Source organism: Pleomorphomonas carboxyditropha (assembly GCF_002770725.1).
Taxonomy (GTDB): Bacteria; Pseudomonadota; Alphaproteobacteria; order Rhizobiales; family Pleomorphomonadaceae; genus Pleomorphomonas; species Pleomorphomonas carboxyditropha.
Genome location: NZ_NQVN01000001.1, coordinates 920,686 through 942,283 on the forward strand (window position 1 = coordinate 920,686; position 21,598 = coordinate 942,283).

Here is a 21,598-nt window from a genome sequence, read left to right on the forward strand (position 1 = left end):
CGAAAAGACTTTACCCCTCGGCCGCCTCGGCTTCCTCGTATTCGGCCGACAGCGTCAGCCATTCCTCCTCGAATGTATCGAGGCTGCGGACGGCGTCGGCCCGCTCCTTGGAGAGCCTGGCGCCCTTGGCCGGATCGCTCGTGAACAGGGCAGGGTCGGCAAGCGCGGCGTCGATGCGGGCGATGAGCTTTCTCGCCTTGTCCATCTCCGCCTCGATGCCCTGGATGCGTTTCCTGAGCGGGGCGAGCTGGGCGCGCCGCTCGGCGGCGAGGCGGCGACGGTCGGCGTTGGTGAGCTTCTGATCGTCGCTTTTCGTTGCCCGGTCGGCATCGCCGGGGCCCGAGAGTATGAAGCGCTTGTAGTCGTCCATATCGCCGTCGAAGGGCGTAATGGTGCCTTTGTCCACCAGCCAGAGACGATCCATGGTCGCCTCGATCAGATGGCGGTCGTGGCTGACCAGGATGACGGCGCCCTCGAAATCGTTGAGCGCCTGGATCAGGCTCTCGCGGCTGTCGATGTCGAGGTGGTTGGTCGGCTCGTCGAGAATCAGCAGGTTCGGCCCGTGGAAGGTGGCGAGGCCGAGAAGGAGGCGCGCCTTCTCGCCACCGGAAAGCTCGCGGGCCGGCGTATCCATCTTGTTGGTGTCGAGGCCCATCTGGGCGACGCGCGACCGCACGCGGGCGTCGGGGGCGTCCGGCATCAGGCGGCGAACGTGGGCGACGGCACTCTCGTCGGGATGCAGTTCGTCGAGCTGATGCTGGGCGAAGAAGGCGATCTCCAGCTTGCCGGCCTTGACGATATTGCCCGAGAATGGCGTTAGCCGGTCGGCCAGCGCCTTGGCGAAGGTCGACTTGCCGTTGCCGTTCTTGCCGAGCAGCGCGATGCGGTCGTCGTCGTCGATCCTGAGCGTCAGGCGCTTCAGCACCGGCTTTTCCGGATCGTAGCCGAGATCGACCTTGTCGTAGGTGACGATGGGTGGCGCCAGCTTGGCCTTCGGATTGGGAAAGCTGATCTGCTGGACGTGCTCTTCCACCACGGCGTCGACGATATCGAGCTTTTCCAGCATCTTGATGCGCGACTGGGCCTGGGTCGCCTTGCTGGCCTTGTAGCGGAAACGGTCGACGAAGGCCTGCAGGTGCTTGCGCCGCGCCTCGATCTTCTCGCGCGCCTTCTCCTGCAGCAGCATCTTTTCCTGCCGCTGGCGGGCGAACGAGGTGTAGCCGCCCTTCCAGAGCGTCAGCTTGCCCTCGGAGAGGTGGCAGATGTGGTCGACGGCGCTGTCGAGCAGGTCGCGGTCGTGGCTGATCAGTACGACCGTGTAGGGATAGCGCTGGACGTAGTTGGTAAGCCAGAGCGTGCCTTCGAGGTCGAGATAGTTGGTCGGCTCGTCGAGCAGCAGGAGGTCGGGCTCGGTGAACAGCACGGCGGCGAGCGCCACGCGCATCCGCCAGCCGCCGGAGAAGTCGGCGCAGGGCCGGCGCTGGTCGGCGGCGTCGAAGCCGAGGCCGGACAGGATGGTGGCGGCGCGCGCCTCGGCCGAATGGGCCTCGATATCGGCGAGCCGCACCTGGATCTCGGCGATGCGGTGCGGATCGGAGGCCGTCTCGGCCTCGGCCAGCAGCGCCGTGCGCTCGGTATCGGCGGCCAGCACGAAATCGATCAGCGAGGTTTCCGAGCCCGGCGCCTCCTGGGCGACGCGGCCGATGCGGGCGCCGCGCTTGAGGTCGATCGAGCCGCTTTCGGCCGACAGGTCACCGGCGACGATATTGAACAGCGTCGTCTTGCCGGTGCCGTTGCGGCCGACGAGGCCGACCTTGGCGCCGTCGTGAATGGTGACGGAGGCGCCTTCGATGAGCGTGCGGCCGGCGATGCGGTAGGTGAGATCGGAGATGATCAACATGGCCCGGCGATTTCGCCCGAACGGCCGGGAAAGGCAAGACGGCCGGCGCGAATTTCAGCCTCCCTGTCGCCTTTTCGCCCTTGCCGGCGCGAGCGACCGGTGTAGCGTCCAATGCCTCGATCGCCATTCGACCGGAATCGCTCATGAAAACCGTCTACTCGCCTCGCCATCGCCTGCACGCCGACAACCAGGAACTCAACGCCGGCGTCATCACGCCGGCCTTCGAACTGCCGGCGCGCGTCGACTTCATTTTGCAGCGGATCGCGGCGGTCGGCCTTGGCGCGGTGATCGAGGCGGCTCCCGTCGACGCGGTCGCGGCGGCGGCCAAGGTGCATGACGCCGGCTATCTCCGGTTCATGGCCGATTTCTGGAAGCTGTGGCTCGCCGAGGGACGGACCGGGCCGACCATGCCCTACGTCTGGCCGGCGCGCGGCCAGCGCGACATCCGGCCGCAGCACGTCAACGGCCTGATGGGCTACTATTCGTTCGACGGCGGCGGCTCCTTCGTCGCGGGCACATGGGAAGCGGTGCAGTCGGCCGTCTGGTCGGCGGTCGGGGCCGCCGAGCTGATCCACGGCGGCGAGACGGCCGCCTATGCGCTCTGCCGGCCGCCGGGGCATCATGCGGGATCGTCGACCATGGGCGGCTATTGTTTCATCAACAACGCCGCCGTGGCGGCCCAATGGTTTCTCGATCACGGCGCCCGCCGCGTCACCATCCTCGACGTCGACTACCACCACGGCAACGGCACGCAGGAGATATTCTATCGGCGCAGGGACGTGCAGGTGGTCAATCTGCACGCCGACACGGCCGTCGCCTATCCCTTCTTCTCCGGCCGCGCCGACGAAACGGGCGAGGGGGAGGGCGAGGGCTTCACCCTCAACCTGCCGATGCCCTTCGGCACAGCCTGGGAGACCTGGGGCGCCGCGCTCGACGTGGCCTGCCGGGCGATCGAAGCCTTCGGGCCGGATGCCCTGGTGGTGTCGCTCGGTCTCGACACCTTCGAGGGCGACCCGATTTCCAAATTCAAACTGACGCGCGAGGACTATCCGAAGATCGGCGCCCGCATCGCCCGCCTCGGCCGGCCGACGCTGTTCGTGCAGGAGGGCGGCTACGCCGTCGAGGACATCGGCCACAACGCGGTCGGGGTGCTTTCCGGGTTCGAAGGGGCCTGACGGCGTATGCCGGGAGGCACTCCTGACAGGGGCTGGCAGGCCGATCTGCTACGCCGTCCGTCATCAACACGGGAGGCAGAAATGCTGGATCACATGGGCTTTCCGGCCGTCGATTTCGAAAAGTCGAAGGCCTTCTACGACAAGGCGCTGGCGCCGCTCGACGTCTCGGTGGTGATGGCCGTCTCGGCCGAGGAGACGGGTGGCGACGCCTTCGCCGGCTACGGCAGCGACGGCAAGCCGGACTTCTGGGTGTCGACCGGCCGTCCGGCCGGCGAGATCATGCATTTCCATGTCGCCTTCGTGGCCAAGGACCGCGCCACCGTCGATGCCTTTCATGCCGCGGCCATGGCTGCCGGCGGCCGTGACAACGGCGGGCCGGGGCTCCGGCCGCACTATCACCCCAACTACTACGCCGCCTTTGTTCTCGACCCCGATGGCAACAACATCGAGGCGGTCTGCCACAAGCCGGAATGAAAGGGTGGACGGGCCACGGCGGATCCGTCGCGGCCGGTCCTGAGCCACCATGTTCGACCATGTCGACTGTCCGGTGACGGACATCCGCCGTTCCGTCGCCTTCTATGACCTGTTGCTGGCGCCGCTCGGGATAGCGCGATTGATAACCCGTTTGGCCTCAAGCCCGACCGGTGCGTCGAATGCCGGCTATGGCCGCGACGGCCATGCCGGGTTCTGGCTGTCGGATGCCAGCCGCAAGGGGCATCTCCATGTCGGCTTCTCCGCCGCGACGCGCGAGGCCGTCGCCGCCTTCCACGCGGCCGGGCTGGCGGCCGGCGGCAAGGACAATGGCGGGCCGGGGCTTCGGCCCTACGCGGCCAACTATTTTGCCGCCTATATCATCGATCCCGACGGTCACAACATCGAGGCGGTGTGCCGGGCGGATCGCTGAGATCAGGAGATGATGCCGAGCTGGGCATAGCCGCGGGCCGGCCGCTCGAAGCGGAGCGTCCGGCCCGAGGCTTTCGCGAGGCGGACCATCTCGGCCTCCAGGCCGGCGCGCGGCGCGACGTGGAACCAGGAAAGCCAGCCGTGCAGCAGCGCGCGGGCCGGCGCCCCCAGCCCTTCGCAGAAGCCGAAATCGACCACCGACAGGCTGCCGCCGTCCTTGACCTGCGCGAGGCCATGGGCGAGCGCCGTCGTCCAGTCGGGAATCATCGACAGCGTGTAGGAGAAATAAACCCGGTCGAAACGGGCGACGCCGAAGGCGGCCTCGGGATCGAAGAGGCAGGCATCGCCCTCGGCGAGACGGATATCGAGGCCGGAGCGTTCGATATTGGTGCGCGCCGTCTTCAGCATTTCGCCGGAAATGTCGAAGCCGTAGAGGCGGGCGCGCGGGTGGCGGCGACCGACGGCGATCAGGTTGCGGCCGGTGCCGCAGCCCATCTCCAGCACGCTGCCGTCCGGCGGAACGTCGAGGGCCTCGATCATGCGGTCGCGGCCGAGGAGATAGGGTTTGCGCGTCGCGTCGTAGACGTGCCGGGTCAGCCGGTACATGCGGTCCATGGCCGCCTTCTGGCCGGCCGACGACCGGGGCGCCGAGGTGGGGGCGCTCACGCCGCCGCCTTCACGTAGAGATGGAAGCCGCCGTAGATCGACGAGCGGTCGCGGGCGACATAATCCGGCACCGTCGACGGGTCATAGGACCAGCGCGAGCGAATGTCGGCCGGCAGCACCGCCTCGAGCGGGCTGTCGAGGCCGGCGGTGCGGAAGATGACGCGGGCGCCGGGGCGGGCGGTCCGGGTGATCTCGGTCCAGAGGGCGATCATCTGGGCCGGCGTCATCCAGTCCTGGGCGTCCAGCAGCACGTAGCCGTCGAAACTGCCGGCCGGCATGCCGGCGAGCTGATCGGTCATCGACGCCTGCACGGCGGTGACGCGGCCGGCGTTAGCGCGGATGGCCTCGTAGGCGTCACGGGTGAGGTAGGGCGGCACGGCGCGCCGGCTCTCGCGGTCGTAGCGGCGGCCGAAGGCCTGCCAGGCGAAATAGTTGTCTTCCAGCGGGAAGTCGCAGGCGAGGCGGGCGAGGCGTTGGCGCAAAAGGCCGGCGAGGTCGCCGCCGGCATCGGCGGAAAGATAGGCGAACTGGGCCGGCGGGATGCCGAGGCCGTAAAGCGACACCGGCATGCGGCACAGCCAGCGAATGAGCCAGGACTCGAACACCGGAGCCAGGTTCTCCTCGAACAGGCGCCGCTGGTCGTCGAGCCCCTGGGCGGTCAGCATGAGGCGCGGGTTCTTGCCGTAGGCGCGGGCGAGCAGATGCATCACGCCGATGAAGCGGCCGAGCAGGCCGTAGCGGTAGATGTCGCGGGTGAAGATGGCGATCTGCCGGCGGCCGGTCACCCCCCGCTTTTCCCAATAGGCGCGGGCATCCTCCGGCAGGTGATCGCGCAGGAAACGGTCGTAGCGGGCTGTATTCTCGCGCTCGTCGGCGTGGCCGAAGAAGCGGAAGAAGCTTTCGTGGTTCGGCAGGTGGCAGGCGGCGGTCAGCTTCAGCTTGAGCAGCGCGATATGGGCCGGGTTGAGATCGACGGCGATGATCCCGGCCGGCGACGCCGTCAGGTAGTTCATGACGTTGCAGCCGCCCGAGGCGATGGTGATGATGCGCTTGTCCGGGCCGAGTTCGAGCGCGGCCATGTCGACGGCCGGATCCTCCCAGATCTGCGGATAGACCAGGCCGGAGAAGGCGAGGGTAAACAGGCGTTCGAGAATGCCCTCCCGGCTGGCCAGCTTGTTGGCGTGCACCGCGCTCGCCAGGAGGTCCTTGGTCTTCTGCTTGCTCATGGAAGCGTCCCCATCAGCCGGCAAACGGGACTAGCCCCGCGAGTCGCCTTGCGGCCTGCCGCCTGAGCGAAGGCTTCTCCCACATTCCAATGACACTATTCCGACGAAGCCGGCAAAGCCGGAAGCGCTCACCGTCAAAAACGCCGGCAACGGAAAATTCTTCCACGGATGTTGATCTTGGTGCCTGCCACAGGAGGGCTGCCCGCCAGCCGGCGAAGCACGCAATCGGGCGTCAGAATTCTTGACAAACCTGCCTCGCCGTGCGCTTGTCGCGCCCACAGATCCGGCCGCCTCAAGGTGGGAATCCGGAGCCGTTCCCGACGGAATCAACGAGACAGGACGATCACCATGCACGCCTATCGTACCCACACCTGCGGCCAGCTTCGAGCCAGCGACGTCGGGCAGAATGCGCGGCTGTCCGGCTGGGTGCACCGTGTGCGCGATCATGGCGGTCTGCTGTTCATCGACCTCCGCGACCACTACGGCATGACGCAGGTGGTGGTCGATCCCGACAGCGGCGCGTTCAAGCTGGCCGAGACGCTGCGCGCCGAGTGGGTGATCCGCGTCGACTGTCTCGTGCGTGCCCGCACGCCCGAGACCGTCAACCCCAACCTTCCCACCGGCGAGATCGAGGTGTTCGCCAACGAGATCACCGTGCTGGCCCAGGCGAAGGACCTGCCGCTGCCGGTGTTCGGCGAGCCGGATTATCCGGAGGACGTGCGCCTCAAGTACCGTTTCCTCGACCTGCGCCGCGAGACGCTGCACGGCAATATCGTCAAGCGGACGAAGATCATCCGCTCCATGCGCCGCCGCATGGAGGACGCCGGCTTCACCGAGTATTCGACGCCGATCCTGACGGCCTCCTCGCCGGAAGGCGCACGCGACTTCCTGGTGCCGAGCCGCATTCACGCCGGCAAGTTCTATGCGCTGCCGCAGGCGCCGCAGCAGTACAAGCAGCTGTTGATGGTGGCCGGTTTCGACCGCTATTTCCAGATCGCGCCCTGCTTCCGCGACGAGGACCCGCGCGCCGATCGCCTGCCGGGCGAATTCTACCAGCTCGACCTCGAAATGAGCTTCGTGACGCAGGACGACGTCTTCAACACCATGGAGCCGGTGATCCGCGGCGTCTTCGAGGAGTTCGCCGAAGGCAAGCCGGTCACCCAACAGTTCCTCCGCATCAGGTATGACGATGCCATCCGCCTCTACGGCTCGGACAAGCCGGACCTCCGCAACCCGATCGAGATGCAGGCGGTGACCGAGCATTTCGCCGGCTCCGGCTTCAAGGTGTTCGCCCGGATGATCGAGGCCGATCCCAAGACCGAGGTCTGGGCGATCCCGGCCAAGACCGGCGGCAGCCGCGCCTTCTGCGACCGCATGAATTCCTGGGCGCAGGGCCAGGGCCAGCCCGGCCTCGGCTATATCTTCTGGCGGTCGGAGAACGGCGCGCTGGAAGGCGCCGGGCCGCTTGCCAAGAACATCGGGCCGGAGCGCACCGAGGCGATCCGCGCGCAGCTCGGCCTTGCCGAGGGCGACGCGGTGTTCTTCGTCGCCGGTGACCCGGCGAAGTTCTACAAGTTCGCCGGCGAAGCGCGCAACCGCGTCGGCTTCGACCTCAACCTCGTCGACACCGAGCGTTTCGAGCTCTGCTGGATCGTCGACTTCCCCTTCTACGAGTGGAACGACGAGGAGAAGAAGCTCGACTTCGCGCACAACCCCTTCTCGATGCCGCAGGGCGGTCTCGAAGCGCTCAACGGCCAGGACCCGCTGACCATCAAGGCCTTCCAGTACGACATGGTCTGCAACGGCTACGAGATGGCCTCGGGCTCGATCCGCAACCAGTCGCCGGAGACCATGGTCAAGGCGTTCGAACTCACCGGCACCTCCAAGGCCGAGGTCGAGGAGCGCTTCGGCGGCATGTACCGCGCCTTCCAGTATGGCGCGCCGCCGCACGGCGGCATGGCGGCCGGTGTCGATCGCGTGGTGATGCTGCTGTGCGGGGCGCAGAATCTCCGCGAGATCACGCTGTTCCCGATGAACCAGCGGGCGGAAGATCCGCTGATGGGGGCGCCGTCGGAGGCTTCGACCAAGCAGCTCCGCGAGCTGCATCTGAAGCTCAACCTGCCGAACTGATCGGCGCGTACGGCAAAAAAAGATCGAGGCCGGGGAGGGCGCTTCCCCGGCCTCGATCTTTTTTGTTATGTGACCGTCCATCTCACTCGTTGGCAGTCACGCCAACGTTCAGCAGCCGGATCAGGTCGTTCGGCTTCTCGGTATCGACCTTTTCGAGGTCGGCGAGAGGAACGGGCTTTTCCGGCGCGATCGTGAAGGTGATGGACTTCGGATCCTTGATGAAGTCGGAGATCGGCCCCTCGAACCGCGCCTGCAACTCCGGGTCCTTGAGGGCGTTCAACATCAGCGGCAGGGCGCCGGCGGTGTTCTGGCGGAACTTGTCGCCGTCCTGATCGAGCTTCTTGGCCTGCGCCTCGAACGCCTTCTCGACGATGCCGTCATTGCCATAGGTGACCGAGGCGGAAACGAGCGTCGCGTCGTTCATGCGGGCTTCGATCTCGTCGGGCTTTTCGACCAGCGACAGCGGCAGGCCGCCGAGATGGAAATCGCCGGACACGACGCCCATGTCGTCCGCCTTGAGGGTCAGGTCCTCGAGCCGGAGATCGCCCTTGTCGGCGTCGTAGGTCAGCGTCATGCCGCCGGACAGATCGACGGTCTCGTAGCCCATGGCCGTGAGCTCGGAGACCAGCGTCTCGTCGAGCAGCAGCGAAACCGGCAGCGACAGCGAGGTGAAGGTGAAATCGCCCCGCTGGGGCAGGGTGCCGAAATAGTCGCCGCTGGTCAGGGCGAGCGAGTCGAGCCCCACCGAACCGAGCGGCGATTCGACCGACAGGGCGCTGAGCTCGACAAATCCGAGCGACGTGCCGCCGTTGACGACAGCGTCGTACATGACCTTGCCGGAGGGCTGCTTGCCCTCGGAGGCGCTCTTGCCGAGCTCCAGAAGGGCGGCGAGCGACCCGAAGCGAATGTCCTGGAAGGTCAGCAGCGACAGGCTGATCTTTGTCGACGTTTCCTTGGCGGCGGCGGTAATGTCGCGCAGCGTAAAGGCGCCGATGCCGTTGCCGTCGATGCCGTTGCCGTCGAAGCGGTTGATGGCAAAATCGAAGTTGTCGCCCGCCTTGATCTGCAGCTTGTTGGCCTGGACGAAATCGACTCCCATGAGCTGGGTATAGTTGGGCAGAATACTGGAAATGAAGGAGAAGGGGTCGGCTTCTATTCGCTTGGGATCGCTGAACGCCTCGATGAGCTGCTTGAGCACAGGCTGCGCCGTCTGGCGCAGGAAGACGTTGTTGGCTTCGATGTTGCCGATACTGGCCGTCGCGCCGTCGAACGACACGGTGATGTCGTTGTAGCCATATTGCGAATAAAGAATGCGCCTCTTTCCGTCGCCGACACCCCCGACATATCTGGAAGGATCGAGCGCCTCCAGCAAAGCCCCCGTGTTCGTGCCAACGACGTAAGCGCTATCAATGGTAACCGACTTCAGCGGGGACGTCTCGCTCTTGGACTTCTGCTCCATCGAGTTGAAGCCGGATCGCTCGACGCGATGCTCGTGCATGCCGGATAGATAGACAAGCGAATAGGTGGTGATGAAATCTTCTTCGTTGAGCCCATTGCTCTCGACGCTGACCTCGTTCGCCTCCACCCAGTCGGCCCGGATGCTGCTCGACCAATCCATGAATCTGAAGAACGTTTCATAGAGAGGGCGGTCGAGGGGCAGCCTGTTGGGCGCGGGCGGAACGACCAGCCGCTCGACGAGCAGCGTGTCGGCGGAGATGGAATAGGTGACAACGGACGGCTGCGCTTTCTCGGCACCGACCTTCGGCTCTTCGGAGGGAGGCGAGGCGGCGCTGTCCTCTTGCTTGTCGCCGCCGCTTTCCTGCGCCCTGTTGACGGGCTTTTGCCGCGTCGTCGGCGGCGTCACCTTGTCGAGCTCCTTGCTGGCGCCGGCTTCCAGCTCGGCCAGGCCGGGGAACCAGTTGCCAACGTCGAAATGAATTTCGAGACGCCAGTTGGAGCCACGAATGGCGTGGGCGGCAAAGGCGCCTCCCGGCGCGGTTCGCGGGTCTTCCACCGACAATTCGTCGAAATGGACGGTAAAGAGATTGTCATCGACGCTGCCGATGCTGACGTCGGACAGCGTGACTGTCTGGGTGGCCGGATCGAAGCTGCTGGTTCCGATGTCCGTCGTCAGTCCCAACGCAGCCGAGGTGAGCCATTGCCGGACCAGGGATTCCTGTGGCGTCTCGGCGTAGGCGAGCGAGGGGCAGGCAAATGCGGCAAACGCGGCGACCACGCCAAGCGAAGCGCTGGTCCTCATCGACGATCCTCCCGGATGTGCGGTTTCGGAGCCGGCGGACCGGCCCCTCATATTCGCGGACCTTGCGGGCAGTTCGTCCCCGCCGGCGTTTGGCCTCGACCGAATTGGCCGGCCCGTTCGCTCGAAAATGCTTTAGTTCGTGTCGGTGCCTTCGCCCGCTTCGCCGTCTTCGCTTTCCGGCTGGTTGGCGATCACGTCGGCCTTGAGAAGATCCGGAAGCGTCTGCGGAGCGGTCTGGGAGGTGGAGAGAAGCTCCATCAGCGGGACGGGCGTCGCCGGCTTGGCGGTAATCGTCAGGTTCTTGGGGTCCTTCAGGAAGGTCGTCAGACCGTCGGCCAGCTTGTCCTGGAACGGCTGGTTGCCGATCGTCGACAGGAGCAGCGGCAGGGCGCCGGTGATCTGGCCGATGAAGGTGGCCGGCTCCTGGCCCATCTGCTTGGCCTGCTGGGCGATAAGACGACCGGCCAACGAGGCATCGCCGTAAAAGACCGAAGCCTCCTTCAGGGTGACCTTGCCAAGCGCATCCTGCGGCGGATTGGGCTGTTTCAGCTCCTTGACGACATCGGTGGTGAGGCCGCCGAAGGTGCCGGCCAGCGTCACGGTGCCGAGATCGGTGCCGTCGACGGTGATCTCGTTGACCACCAGGTCGCCGGTCGCCTCGTCGAGCGAGCCGGAGCCGTAGAAGCCGAGCGTCAGCTTGTCGTAGCCCATGGCCTTCAACTGACTGGCGAACTGGCCGCTGGTGTCCACCGCCGCCGGGTCGACGTCGATACCTTCGACGGAAAGGTCGATAGCGTGCGGCACGTCGTCGGCGTAGTCGGAAAGATCGAGCCCGGCGCTATCGATGACGATCGGCGCCTTGCCGGGCTGGGCAAGCGAAATGCCCTCGGCGGACAGGGCATCGATGCGGTTGCCGGTTTCCTTGCCGGTGAACACCGGGGCGGTCAGCTCGAGGGATGTGATGGTGATGCTGTCGCCCTTGTCGGTGCCGGTGAGGTTCTCGGCCACGATGGTATCGGCGCTCAGCGTGTCGCCCTCGACCGTCGGGTTGCCGATGGTCAGCACGTCGATCTTGGTCTCGCTGCCGTCGCCGGACTTGATCGAGACGTTGTTGTAGACGATTCCGGCGTCCGACTGGGTCGGCGTTCCCAGCGTGAAGGTCGCTCCCTTGTCCGTCGCCAACAGCTTGGTCAGGGCCGCCGTCACCTGTTCCGGCGTCGCCGCCGAGAAGGCCGGTCCGGCGAGGCCCGCGGTCAACGCCACGACAGCCACGGTAAGAGACCAGCGACTGGAAATCGTCATTTGATACTCCCAATAAGTCTTTATCGGCAAATAGAGACAACCCACGCCTTTCGAGACTGGCATTGTGGCCAAATGACGGTCGGGGCACAAGCCATGCCTCCTACCAATTTTATTGATGATGCGGTGAATTTGCCGGTTTCAAAGAAAGACGGGCGCAAGTCGTTTGGGAAACCATTTGTTCATCCAGCGCAAACAAAGATGAATGGTTCGAACAGACGATATCCGCTCCCACGGGCCAAGGCGCGGGGGCGGCAAGCGGCGGAGCTGAATCCGGGAATGGATGCGACGTGAAGCTCAGGTGGTTGAAATGGCTCCGGCTGCTTGGCCTGTCGGCGGTCGTCACGGCCGTTCCGATCGCCGCCGCCGACTACGTTCTTTCCCAGCACGCCATTTCAACCGGACAGGCCGAGGCCGATTCCATGGCGGAGCGCTATCTGGCGCGCGCCGAGACGACCGTCGCGGAAGCGCTCAGGGTGCTGGCCGACCTCAGGACCGGCGGCCGCGTGACCTGCAGCCTTGCCGATCGCACCGCTTTCGGAATGGCCGCCTTCAACTCGGAGTTCATCGTTCAGGTCGGCCTGACCGACGAGGCCGGCACGCTGATCTGCGGGGAACCGATGGGCGCGCTCGCCGCCCCGGCCCGGCTGCCGGTGGCCGAGAAGGGCGATCCGTCGGTGATGCTGTCGGTGCTGAGCGACGGAAAGGACAGGCGGCAGGCCGTCGTCACCCTGCGGGTCGACGACCGGATGCGCCTGGTGGCCCGCCTTGCGGCGCGGGCGCTCGATATCGAGGCCGGCGCCGGCTATTTCGAGGATTCCAGCGTCGCCTCCGTCTACCTGGACGACGGTTCGGAGTGGAGCAAGTTCGCCGGCAAGTGGACCGAGAGCGACCAGTCGTCGGCGCTGGTGTCGATGGTCTCCTCCGAGCGTTATCCGATCAAGGTGCGGGTGGCCGTCGACGAGGCGGCGGCGCAGAAATCGATCGCCGGTCTCAGGACGATCACCATCATCCTGTCGACGCTGGCCGGCCTCGGCGTGTTCATCATCGTCATCTGGTCGATGTGGCGCCAGTCCGACGGCGACAGCTTCTCGCGCGCCGTCGACAATCACGAGTTCATTCCCTACTACCAGCCGGTCTTCGACCTGATGACGGGCGAAATCCGCGGCTGCGAGGTGCTGGTCCGCTGGCTGAGGCCCGATGGCACCATGGTGCCGCCCGGCCAGTTCCTGGCCTATGCCGAGGCGACGGGCGCCATTCGCGACATAACGCGCCAGCTCATGACGCAGACGGTGGCCGACGTTTCCGACATCTACGACAAGAACCCCGGGCTCAAGCTGGCCATCAACCTGACGGCCATGCATTTCAACGACCTCGAGATCATGGACGACATCAAGCGGATCTACGGCAACTCGAAGATCCGCTACGAGCAGCTCTGCTTCGAGGTCACCGAGCAGCATCCTCTCAAGGATCTGGCGCTGTCGCGCGCCATCATCGGCCGCATCCAGGCGCTCGGCGCCTCGGTGGCGCTCGACGACGTCGGCACGGGGCACGGCGGCCTCGCCTACCTGCAGAAGCTCGGCGTCGACATCATCAAGATCGACAAGATGTTCATCGACCACATCGGCACCGACCATTCGTCGCAGACGATCGTCGATACCCTGGTCGAACTCGGCCATCAGCTCGGCCTCGGCATCGTCGCCGAGGGCGTCGAGCGGCCGGATCAGGTCGAACACCTCAAATCGATCGGCGTCGTCCAGGCGCAAGGCTACATCTACTCGCCACCCATTCCGGTCAAGGCGTTCCGCGAGTTCGTCCTGAAGTCGCTCGAGAGCACGAAATCCGGTCTCGGCGCGCGAACCGACAAGCCGGTCGAGGTTTCCGACAGCTTCGCCTCGCTCACCGTTTCGGTCGACGAAGACGACGACGAAGAGGCCGATGCCGCCTGAGCCCGCGTGGATCGTCCGTCCGGAAACGCTCAGAAGGACGACGAAGCGGCGTCGTTGCTGATTTCCTCGAACAGATCGGCGTTGCGGCAGAACTTCGGCGGATGCACGGCGCCGCGGATCGCCGTGATGTCGAGCCAGACCTTGCAGGCTTCGAGCTCGGTGCATTCGTGGCATCGGTCGGCGGCCAGCTTGCGCTCGATGCCCTGCAGGAACTGATCGGAATCGAGCGTCATCGCCATGCGGCGCATGAGTTCCGGTTCCCGATCGCAGCCGCAGCCATCTGCCTTGGAGGACGATTTATCGATCATTCAAACCTCCACGTTCACGCTATCCGATGCCATCATGATTAGCCTTAAGGCTAGTTCGGGCGATGACATGGATCAAAACTACGTGGATGTGATTGCCTTGCCCCGACGCCGGCAAGTCGAATTCCCGGGAGAACATTGTCGTCGATGGTGTTGACAATCAATACCATTTTCGTCTCCGCGAAAATACTATGCGGAGATTGAACAAGAATCGGGCAGGGAAGGCGAATTGTATCTCAGCCTAGGATTGTTCCGGCTCGCCGCCTCTGTTTTGTCGAACGGCGGGCCGGAGCGCTTTCAGGCGGACAATGTTCTGCGGATCGCATCGGCCCAGCCAGCGAGCTTTCTCCGCCGGGTGTCGTCGTCCATCTGGGGCATGAAGCGGCGGTTTCGCTTCCAACTGGCGGAAAAGCCCTGCATGTCCGGCCAGACGCCGGCCTTGTGGCCGGCCAGCCAGGCGGCGCCGAGGGCGGTGGTTTCCAGCACCAGCGGCCGGTCGACAGGCGCGTTCAGGAGATCGGCGAGGCGCTGCATGGTCCAGTCGCTCGCCACCATGCCGCCGTCGACGCGCAGCACCGTCTCCGACGAGCCGGTCCAGTCGCGACGCATGGCCGTGAGCAGATCGTGCGTCTGGTAGCAGACCGCCTCGAGGGCGGCGCGGGCGATCTCGGCCGGACCGGTGTTGCGCGTCATGCCGTAGAGGGCGCCGCGCGCCTCGGCGTCCCACCAGGGTGCGCCGAGGCCGGTGAAGGCGGGCACGAGATAGACGTTCTGGTTGGGATCGGCATGGTCGGCCAGCGCGCCGGCCTGATCCGACCGCTCGAAGAAGCGCAGGCCGTCGCGCAGCCACTGCACGGTGGCGCCGGCCATGAAGATCGAGCCCTCGAGGGCATAGGTCACCTTGCCGTCGAGGCGGTAGGCGATGGTCGACAGCAGCCGGTTGGACGAGCGGACGATCTCGGCGCCGGTGTTGAGCAGCGCGAAGCAGCCGGTGCCGTAGGTCGACTTCAGCATGCCCGGCGTGAAGCAGGACTGGCCGACCGTCGCCGCGTGCTGGTCGCCGGCGATGCCGCATATGGGGATGGCGACACCGAACAGGTCCGGGTCGGTTTCACCGAAATGGGCGGCGCTGTCGCGCACGTCGGGCAAGAGGGCGCGCGGCACGCCGAAAAGGCGCAAGAGGTCGTCGTCCCAGTCGCCGACGGCGATGTCGTAGAGGAGGGTGCGGGAGGCGTTGGTGGCGTCCGTCGCATGGACCTTGCCGCCGGTGAGACGCCAGAGCAGAAAGCTGTCGACGGTGCCGAAGGCGAGCTTGCCGGCCTCGGCGGCGGCGCGGGCGCCCTCGACGTTGTCGAGCAGCCAGGCGATCTTGGTGCCGGAGAAATAGGGATCGAGCAGCAGGCCGGTCTTGTCGCGCACCATGTCCTCGGCGCCGTCGGCCCTCAGCGCGGCGCAGCGGTCGGAGGTGCGGCGGTCCTGCCAGACGATGGCGCGATGGATGGGCTTGCCGGTGTCGCGGTGCCAGATCAGCGTGGTTTCGCGCTGGTTGGTGATGCCGATGGCCGCGATATCCTGCGGCGACACGGCGGCGCGGGCGAGGGCGTATTGCATGGTCTCCAGCGTGGTGTGCCAGATATCCTCCGGCTCGTGCTCGACCCAGCCGGAATCGGGAAAATGCTGGGGAAACTCCTGCTTGCCGACGCCCTTGACGCGGTAGTCCCCGTCGAAAACGATGGCCCGCGTCGACGTGGTGCCCTGATCGATCGCCAGTACGAATGCCGCCATGGTCGGTCTCCTCCCGTCCCTTGGTTTTGCTTGAGTTTTAGTTGTACGCCGGGTCGGCGCAAGCGTCGTTCCGCCGCTTCTCCCCGTTTCCGCGTAGGCCGGCGATGAAAGCGTCGATCTCCGCGGCCGCCTCCTTCGGCAGGTGGAGCCCGAGCTTGGTGCGCCGCCACAGGATGTCGTCGGCGCTCCTCGCCCATTCCTCCCGGACGAGATAGCGCACCTCGGCCTCCGTCAGGCCGGCGCCGAAGTCACCTCCGAGATCGGAGGTCGTGGTGGCGTCGGCCAGGATCGTTTCGGTCCGGGTGCCGTAGGTGCGGACCAACCGTTCGATGAGCGTCGGATCGATGCCGGGATGGGCGGCGGCGATGCGTGCCTGATAGGCGTCGAGACCGCCGGCCGGAAGATCTCCGCCCGGCAGCGTCGCGCCCTTGGTCCACGGCGCGCCTCGCGTGCCGATCGCTTGCCCGATCTGTTCCAGCGCGCTTTCGGCGAGACGGCGATAGGTGGTGATCTTGCCGCCGAATACGTTGAGCATCGGCGGTTCGCCCTTTTCGCCGGCCAGCTTCAGCACGTAGTCGCGCGTCGCTTCCTGCGCCTTCGACGCTCCGTCGTCATAGAGCGGCCGGATGCCGGAATAGGTCCAGACGACGTCATCTGCGGTTACCGGCGTCGCGAAATAGTCCGAGGCGGCTTTTGCAAGATAGCTGGTCTCCTCGCCGGTGATCCGGACGTCGGCCGGATTGCCGGAATAGTCGCGGTCGGTGGTGCCGATCAGCGTGAAGGCGCGTTCGTAGGGAATGGCGAAGACGATGCGGCCGTCGGCGTTCTGGAAGATATAGGCGCGGTCGTGGTCGTAAAGCTTCGGAACGACGATATGCGAGCCCTGGACGAGGCGGACGTGGCGGGCCTCCGGCATCCCGGCAACCGAGCGCAGCACCTCGTCGATCCACGGTCCGGCGGCATTGACCACAAGGCGAGCGGTGACGGTGCGGACGGCGCCGGTCTCGGCGTCGGCGAGCGTCACGGCCCAATGCTCGCCGGCGCGGACGGCCGCCGTCACGCGGGTGCGGGTGAGGATGGCGGCGCCGCGGGTGGCGGCGTCGACGGCGTTGAGCGCCACCAGGCGGGCGTCCTGCACCCAGCAGTCGGAATATTCGAAGCCCTTGCCATACCCTGTCTTCAGCGGCCGTCCGGCGGCGTCGACGCGGAGGTCGAGCGTCCGGGTGGACGGCAGGCGTTTGCGGCCGCCGAGATGGTCGTAGAGAAAAAGGCCGAGCCGCAGCAGCCAGGCGGGCCTGAGGCCGGCGTGATGCGGCAGGACGAAGCGCAGCGGCCAGATAATGTGCGGCGCCATGGCCCAGAGGATTTCCCGCTCCGTCAGAGCCTCGCGGACCAGGCGGAACTCGTAATGCTCGAGATAGCGGAGGCCGCCGTGGATGAGCTTGGTCGAGGCGGAGGAGGTACCGGAGGCGAGGTCGCCCATCTCGGCGAGCAGGACCGAGTAGCCGCGCCCGACCGCGTCGCGGGCAATGCCGCAGCCGTTGATGCCGCCGCCGATGACCAGGATGTCCACGTCCGCCATCGCACCCCTCCAGTTTCGCCGCCGCGTCCATCGGTCGGCTTTCAGGCGCATGTGACGCTAGCAAAAATACGAAATCAAATGAATATAAAACGAAAGCGAGGCGTGAAATTCCGGCGGGTGACCGAAGTCACCTTCCAAGACGACGGCAAGTTCAGTGTTCGAGGCGGAGCCTACGCCCGGAGCGGCACCGCGGTCGTCCGCTTGATGGCCTTCAGAGCCACGAAGGAGCGGAGCGAGGCGAAGCCGCCGACGGCGGTGATCAACCGCTCGATCAGGCTGGCCAGCTCTCCGAGGTCCTTGACCATGATCTTCAGGAGATAGTCGGCGTCGCCGGTCTGCGACCAGCACTCCACCACCTCGTCGGCGGCGTCGATGAAGGCGCGGAAGGCCTTACCGGTCTCGTCGTCGTGATTGCGCAGGCCGACCAGCGTATGGGCGATGATGTTGATGCCGAGGCGCTCGGGATCAAGGATGGCGACGATGTCGCGGACGTAGCCGTCGGCTCTGAGACGCTGCAGGCGGCGGGCACACTGGGTGGGGGAGAGATGCACTATTTCAGACAGCTCCGCCTGGGTCATGTCTCCCTTCTCCTGGATGGCGACGAGAAGACGTAGGTCGAAGACATCCAGCTCTTCCAAGGCGCAACTCCGAGGCAACGGCCGCGCAAGAAACATGCGCAAGCGGGCCGCATCATGCTGAAAATCTTCGCCGTGAGCAATTGCCTTTCCGGAAATCGCAGAGAAATTTCCCTTGAACGCCATTATGGTGGGGCTGTTCACCGTCACCCGGATGCGCCTCACATGTTTGACACCCTGCCCGAACAGCCTGCCGATGCCCTGCTCGCCCTCATCGGACTCTATCGCGCCGATCCTCGCCCCGAGAAGCTCGACCTCGGCGTCGGCGTCTACCGCGACGACAGCGGCGTCACGCCGATCATGGCGGCGGTCAAGGCGGCCGAGAAGGTGCTCCTGGAAACGCGCACCACCAAGGCCTACCTCGGACCGGAAGGCGACCCAGTCTATACCGATCTCCTGAAGCCGATCGTCTTCAGCAAGGATCCGGGCGGCCGGGTGGCCGGCATCCAGACGCCCGGCGGCACCGGTGCCGTGCGGCTCGCCGCCGATCTGGTGGCGCTGGCGCGGCCCGACGCGAAGATCCTCTACGGCGCGCCGACCTGGCCGAACCATCTGCAGATTCTCGCCGCCACCCGCCTCAAGGCGGTGCCGCATCCCTATTTCGACGTCAGGACGCAGACGGTGAACGTCGCCTCGCTCATTGCGGCGATCGAGGGCGCGTCGGCCGGCGATGTCGTGCTGCTGCATGGCTGCTGCCATAACCCGACCGGCGGCGAGCTGGAGCCGGCGGACTGGCAGACAGTGCTGAAGGCGCTGCAGGAAACCGGCGTCGTGCCGCTGATCGACTTCGCCTATCACGGCCTCGGCAAGGGCCTCGAGGGCGACGCCTACGGGGCGCGCCTCTTGATGGACAACCTCGACGAGGCGATGGTCGCCTATTCCTGCGACAAGAATTTCGGTCTTTACCGCGAGCGCGTCGGCGCGCTCTACGTCAAGGCGCGCGACGACAAGGCCGCGTCGGTGGTGATGTCCAACCTCGCCGCCTTCAGCCGGGTATCCTGGTCGATGCCGCCGGACCACGGCGCGGCCATCGTCCGCACCATTCTGGAGGACGGCGAGCTGACGCGCGTCTGGCGCGAGGAGATCGACCGCATGGGCGCCCGCGTCCGCGGGGTGCGCGCGGCGCTGGCCGCCGCCGGGCCCGGCCTCAAGGCGCACGAGAGCCAGACCGGCATGTTCTCGACGCTGGCGCTCAGCCCCGAACAGGTGTTGGCGCTCAGGAAGGACCACGCCGTCTACATGGCCGGTTCGGGCCGCATCAATGTCGCCGGCCTCAATATCCGCGACATTCCGGCCTTCGTGACGGCGCTCAAGGCCGTGGGATATCCGGTCGACTGACATAACGGGATTTCCCGGGAGGACATCATGCCGCAAGTCCGTGACGCCGTCTCCGGCGGTCGCGCGATCGTCGACGCGCTGATCGCCAACGGCGTCGACACCGTGTTCGGCCTGCCGGGCGCGCAGACCTATCCGATCTTCGATGCGCTGGCGCTTTCGGATGACCGCATCCGCACCTACAGCGCCCGCCACGAGCAGGCCTCGGGCTACATGGCCTTCGGCTACGCCCGCTCGACCGGCCGGCCCGGCGTGTTCTCGGTGGTGCCGGGACCGGGCGTGCTCAATGCCGGAGCGGCGCTGATCACCGCGCTCGGCTGCTGCGCGCCGGTGCTGCTGATCACCGGCAACGTTCCATCGACCTTCGAGGGCAGGGGACGCGGCCACCTGCACGAGATACCCGACCAGCTCGGGCTGCTGCGGCGCATCACCAAATGGTCGGCCCGCATCGAGCGGGTGGAGGACGCGCCCGCGCTCGTCAACGAGGCGTTCCGGCAGATGCTGACCGGCCGGCCGGGACCGGTCGCCCTCGAAATGGCCTGGGACAGCATGGCGGAGACGGCGGTGGCCGAGCCTCCTGGCGCGGCCGTCATTCCCGCGCCGTCCGAGCCCGATGCGGCGGCGATCGACACGGCGGCGCGGCTGCTCGTCTCGGCCCGCCGGCCGATGATCATGACCGGCAGCGGCGCCCAGCATGCGGCGGAAGAGGTGAGGGCGCTCGCCGCCCTCCTCGATGCGCCGGTGACGGCGTTGCGCGGCGGCCGGGGCATCGTCGCCGAGGGCGAGCCGCTCGGCCTGTCCTCGGCGGTCGCCCATCGCCTCTATCCGGAAACCGACGTGGTGCTCGGCATCGGCACGCGGCTGGAGCTGCCGACCATGCGCTGGACCGGCATGATGACCTATCACGGGCGACTGCCCGGCGACCGCAGGCTCGTCCGCATCGATATCGATCCGCAGGAGATGGTGCGCCTCAAGGCCGACGCGCCGGTGGTGGCCGACGCGAAGGCGGGCGTCCGCGCGCTGATCGACGCCATCGGGGCGCTGCCGGCGGGGATATCCCAACGCGACGGCGCCGCCATCCGCGCCGAGATCGCTGCCGCCAAGTCGGCCGTGGCAGTCGAAATCAGCAAGGTGCAGCCCGAGGTCGACTATCTCAAGGCGATTCGGGCGGCGCTGCCGGACGACGGCTTCTTCCTGACGGAGCTCTGCCAGGTGGGCTTCGCCTCCTACTTCGCCTGGGAAGCGCGGCGGCCGCGCACCTACGTCAGCGAGGGATACCAGGGGACGCTCGGCTACGGCTTTCCGACGGCGCTCGGCGTCAAGGCCGCCAATCCCGACCGCAAGGTGGTGGCCGTCTGCGGCGACGGCGGCTTCATGTTCGGCGTGCAGGAGCTGGCAACCGCCGCGCAGGAAGGCATAGGCGTCGTGGTCGTGGTGTTCGACAACGGCGCCTACGGCAACGTAAGGCGCGACCAGCGGACCCGCTTCGAAGGCCGCTTCATCGCCTCCGAGCTCCGCAATCCCGATTTCCCGAAACTCGCCGAGGCCTTCGGCCTCAAGGCCTATTCGGCGGCGTCACCGGCCGATCTCGCCGCCGTGCTGCCGGCGGCGCTGGCGGCCGAGCAAACGGTATTGATCCATGTCGCCGTGCCGCGCGACGGCGAGGCATCGCCCTGGCCGTTCATCCATCCGGCGCCGTGAAGTTTCCGCCGGTCGTTGGCGAGCCGTTAACCCCTCGTCTGGTTTAGTGGCGGTCGTCTCGCGAAGAGGCGGCCGCTTCCAAAAAGCATCTCGGCTATAATGCACATCGTTAAAATTTTAACGATGGCAGGAACGCTCCCTTCAGCGCCGGCGCGTATGCTTCCTTCGATGATCCGGATCATCCGCTATCCGGCTCGAAAGGATAGATCATGGATATCGGGAGCGTAAAACCGGTCCTTACCGGTGTCACCTCGCCGGTGCCGAAAACGCCGACCGAGCACAAGCAGTCGACGACAACCGATCTCAATGCCGAGAAGGCCGTAAAGGTCGCCGAGAAGACGGACGGTAGCGCCGTGGACACGGCGACCGGCAAGCCCTCGGAGCAGCAAAGTGGATCGGCGTCCGCCAATGCGCTGACCAAGGCCAACACCGTCAAGGCCAGCCCCCTCGACCAGGTAGCCGGCTTCGAGGTATTCGCTTCGGACGCAAGCAAGGCAACGGACCAGACGTCCGATTCGCCTGCCAATGCCGCGGTCGTTCAGGACAGCCAGGAATTCGCCATGCGCATGCAGGCGATGATCGAAGCCTGGGAAGGGACGGGCGGCACGCCACGCACCGCGGTATTCGACCAGAAGCTCTGAGCCCACTTCCATGAATGCGAAATCGGCGCCTCGTGAGGGGCGCCGATCGCTTTTTGCTTGCCTGAAAGGAACCCTCGGCGGAACGGTTCGCCAGCCGAGGGTTCGG

Annotated in this window: 17 protein-coding genes; 8 read left to right on the forward strand and 9 right to left on the reverse strand. The window is 66.2% G+C overall.

Annotated features, from left to right (window positions below):
* Nucleotides 1–10 precede the first annotated feature (10 nt).
* Entirely contained in the window at nucleotides 11–1,900 is a 1,890-nt protein-coding gene (locus tag CJ014_RS04425; RefSeq protein ID WP_100079262.1) for an ABC-F family ATP-binding cassette domain-containing protein, read from the reverse strand.
* Between the two features lie 143 nt (nucleotides 1,901–2,043).
* Between CJ014_RS04425 and CJ014_RS04430 the strand changes: the two genes are divergently transcribed.
* From CJ014_RS04430 to CJ014_RS04440, 3 genes are all read left to right on the forward strand, one after another.
* Nucleotides 2,044–3,075 (forward strand): histone deacetylase family protein, encoded by a 1,032-nt coding sequence (locus CJ014_RS04430; protein WP_100079263.1) that lies wholly within the window; start codon nucleotides 2,044–2,046, stop codon nucleotides 3,073–3,075.
* Nucleotides 3,076–3,156: 81 nt separating this feature from the next.
* The gene (locus tag CJ014_RS04435) at nucleotides 3,157–3,549 is read left to right on the forward strand and encodes a VOC family protein (protein WP_100079264.1); all 393 of its coding nucleotides are present in this window, start codon (nucleotides 3,157–3,159) and stop codon (nucleotides 3,547–3,549) included.
* Between the two features lie 49 nt (nucleotides 3,550–3,598).
* Nucleotides 3,599–3,979: a VOC family protein gene (locus CJ014_RS04440; RefSeq protein WP_100079265.1), complete on the forward strand. Its 381-nt coding sequence runs from the start codon at nucleotides 3,599–3,601 to the stop codon at nucleotides 3,977–3,979.
* Nucleotides 3,980–3,981: 2 nt separating this feature from the next.
* On the opposite strand, the gene CJ014_RS04445 is transcribed toward CJ014_RS04440, so the two are convergent.
* A complete protein-coding gene (locus CJ014_RS04445; protein WP_245427061.1) occupies nucleotides 3,982–4,644 on the reverse strand; it encodes a class I SAM-dependent methyltransferase in 663 nt (220 codons plus the stop codon).
* Entirely contained in the window at nucleotides 4,641–5,870 is a 1,230-nt protein-coding gene (locus CJ014_RS04450; RefSeq protein ID WP_100079266.1) for a BtaA family protein, read from the reverse strand. Before CJ014_RS04450 ends, CJ014_RS04445 begins: the two co-directional genes overlap by 4 nt.
* A 348-nt stretch (nucleotides 5,871–6,218) precedes the next feature.
* Between CJ014_RS04450 and aspS the strand changes: the two genes are divergently transcribed.
* A complete protein-coding gene (gene aspS / locus CJ014_RS04455) occupies nucleotides 6,219–8,000 on the forward strand; it encodes an aspartate--tRNA ligase (protein WP_100079267.1) in 1,782 nt (593 codons plus the stop codon).
* Nucleotides 8,001–8,082: 82 nt separating this feature from the next.
* Here aspS and CJ014_RS04460 read toward each other — a convergent pair whose 3' ends face one another.
* A complete protein-coding gene (locus tag CJ014_RS04460; protein ID WP_100079268.1) occupies nucleotides 8,083–10,260 on the reverse strand; it encodes a hypothetical protein in 2,178 nt (725 codons plus the stop codon).
* A gap of 132 nt (nucleotides 10,261–10,392) precedes the next feature.
* Entirely contained in the window at nucleotides 10,393–11,562 is a 1,170-nt protein-coding gene (locus CJ014_RS04465) for a hypothetical protein (RefSeq protein ID WP_133121801.1), read from the reverse strand.
* A gap of 287 nt (nucleotides 11,563–11,849) precedes the next feature.
* Between CJ014_RS04465 and CJ014_RS04470 the strand changes: the two genes are divergently transcribed.
* Nucleotides 11,850–13,508: an EAL domain-containing protein gene (locus CJ014_RS04470; protein ID WP_133121802.1), complete on the forward strand. Its 1,659-nt coding sequence runs from the start codon at nucleotides 11,850–11,852 to the stop codon at nucleotides 13,506–13,508.
* A gap of 29 nt (nucleotides 13,509–13,537) precedes the next feature.
* Here CJ014_RS04470 and CJ014_RS04475 read toward each other — a convergent pair whose 3' ends face one another.
* The 4 genes from CJ014_RS04475 to CJ014_RS04490 form a co-directional block, all read right to left on the reverse strand.
* The gene (locus tag CJ014_RS04475; protein WP_100079271.1) at nucleotides 13,538–13,816 is read right to left on the reverse strand and encodes a DUF6455 family protein; all 279 of its coding nucleotides are present in this window, start codon (nucleotides 13,814–13,816) and stop codon (nucleotides 13,538–13,540) included.
* A gap of 294 nt (nucleotides 13,817–14,110) precedes the next feature.
* Nucleotides 14,111–15,598 carry a glycerol kinase GlpK gene (gene glpK, locus CJ014_RS04480; RefSeq protein WP_100079272.1) on the reverse strand — a complete coding sequence of 496 codons (1,488 nt, stop codon included), beginning with the start codon at nucleotides 15,596–15,598 and terminating at the stop codon, nucleotides 14,111–14,113.
* Between the two features lie 37 nt (nucleotides 15,599–15,635).
* Nucleotides 15,636–17,180, reverse strand: a complete 1,545-nt coding sequence (gene glpD / locus CJ014_RS04485; protein WP_100079273.1) for a glycerol-3-phosphate dehydrogenase — start codon at nucleotides 17,178–17,180, stop codon at nucleotides 15,636–15,638.
* Between the two features lie 170 nt (nucleotides 17,181–17,350).
* On the reverse strand, nucleotides 17,351–17,818 hold the full coding sequence (locus CJ014_RS04490; protein WP_207765659.1) for an Lrp/AsnC family transcriptional regulator: 468 nt from the start codon (nucleotides 17,816–17,818) through the stop codon (nucleotides 17,351–17,353).
* Nucleotides 17,819–17,980: 162 nt separating this feature from the next.
* Between CJ014_RS04490 and CJ014_RS04495 the strand changes: the two genes are divergently transcribed.
* The 3 genes from CJ014_RS04495 (at nucleotide 17,981) to CJ014_RS04505 (ending at nucleotide 21,492) form a co-directional block, all read left to right on the forward strand.
* Nucleotides 17,981–19,153, forward strand: a complete 1,173-nt coding sequence (locus CJ014_RS04495) for an amino acid aminotransferase (RefSeq protein WP_100079275.1) — start codon at nucleotides 17,981–17,983, stop codon at nucleotides 19,151–19,153.
* Nucleotides 19,154–19,180: 27 nt separating this feature from the next.
* Entirely contained in the window at nucleotides 19,181–20,851 is a 1,671-nt protein-coding gene (locus CJ014_RS04500) for a thiamine pyrophosphate-dependent enzyme (protein ID WP_100079276.1), read from the forward strand.
* 209 nt (nucleotides 20,852–21,060) lie between these two features.
* Entirely contained in the window at nucleotides 21,061–21,492 is a 432-nt protein-coding gene (locus CJ014_RS04505; protein ID WP_100079277.1) for a hypothetical protein, read from the forward strand.
* Nucleotides 21,493–21,598: the final 106 nt, after the last annotated feature.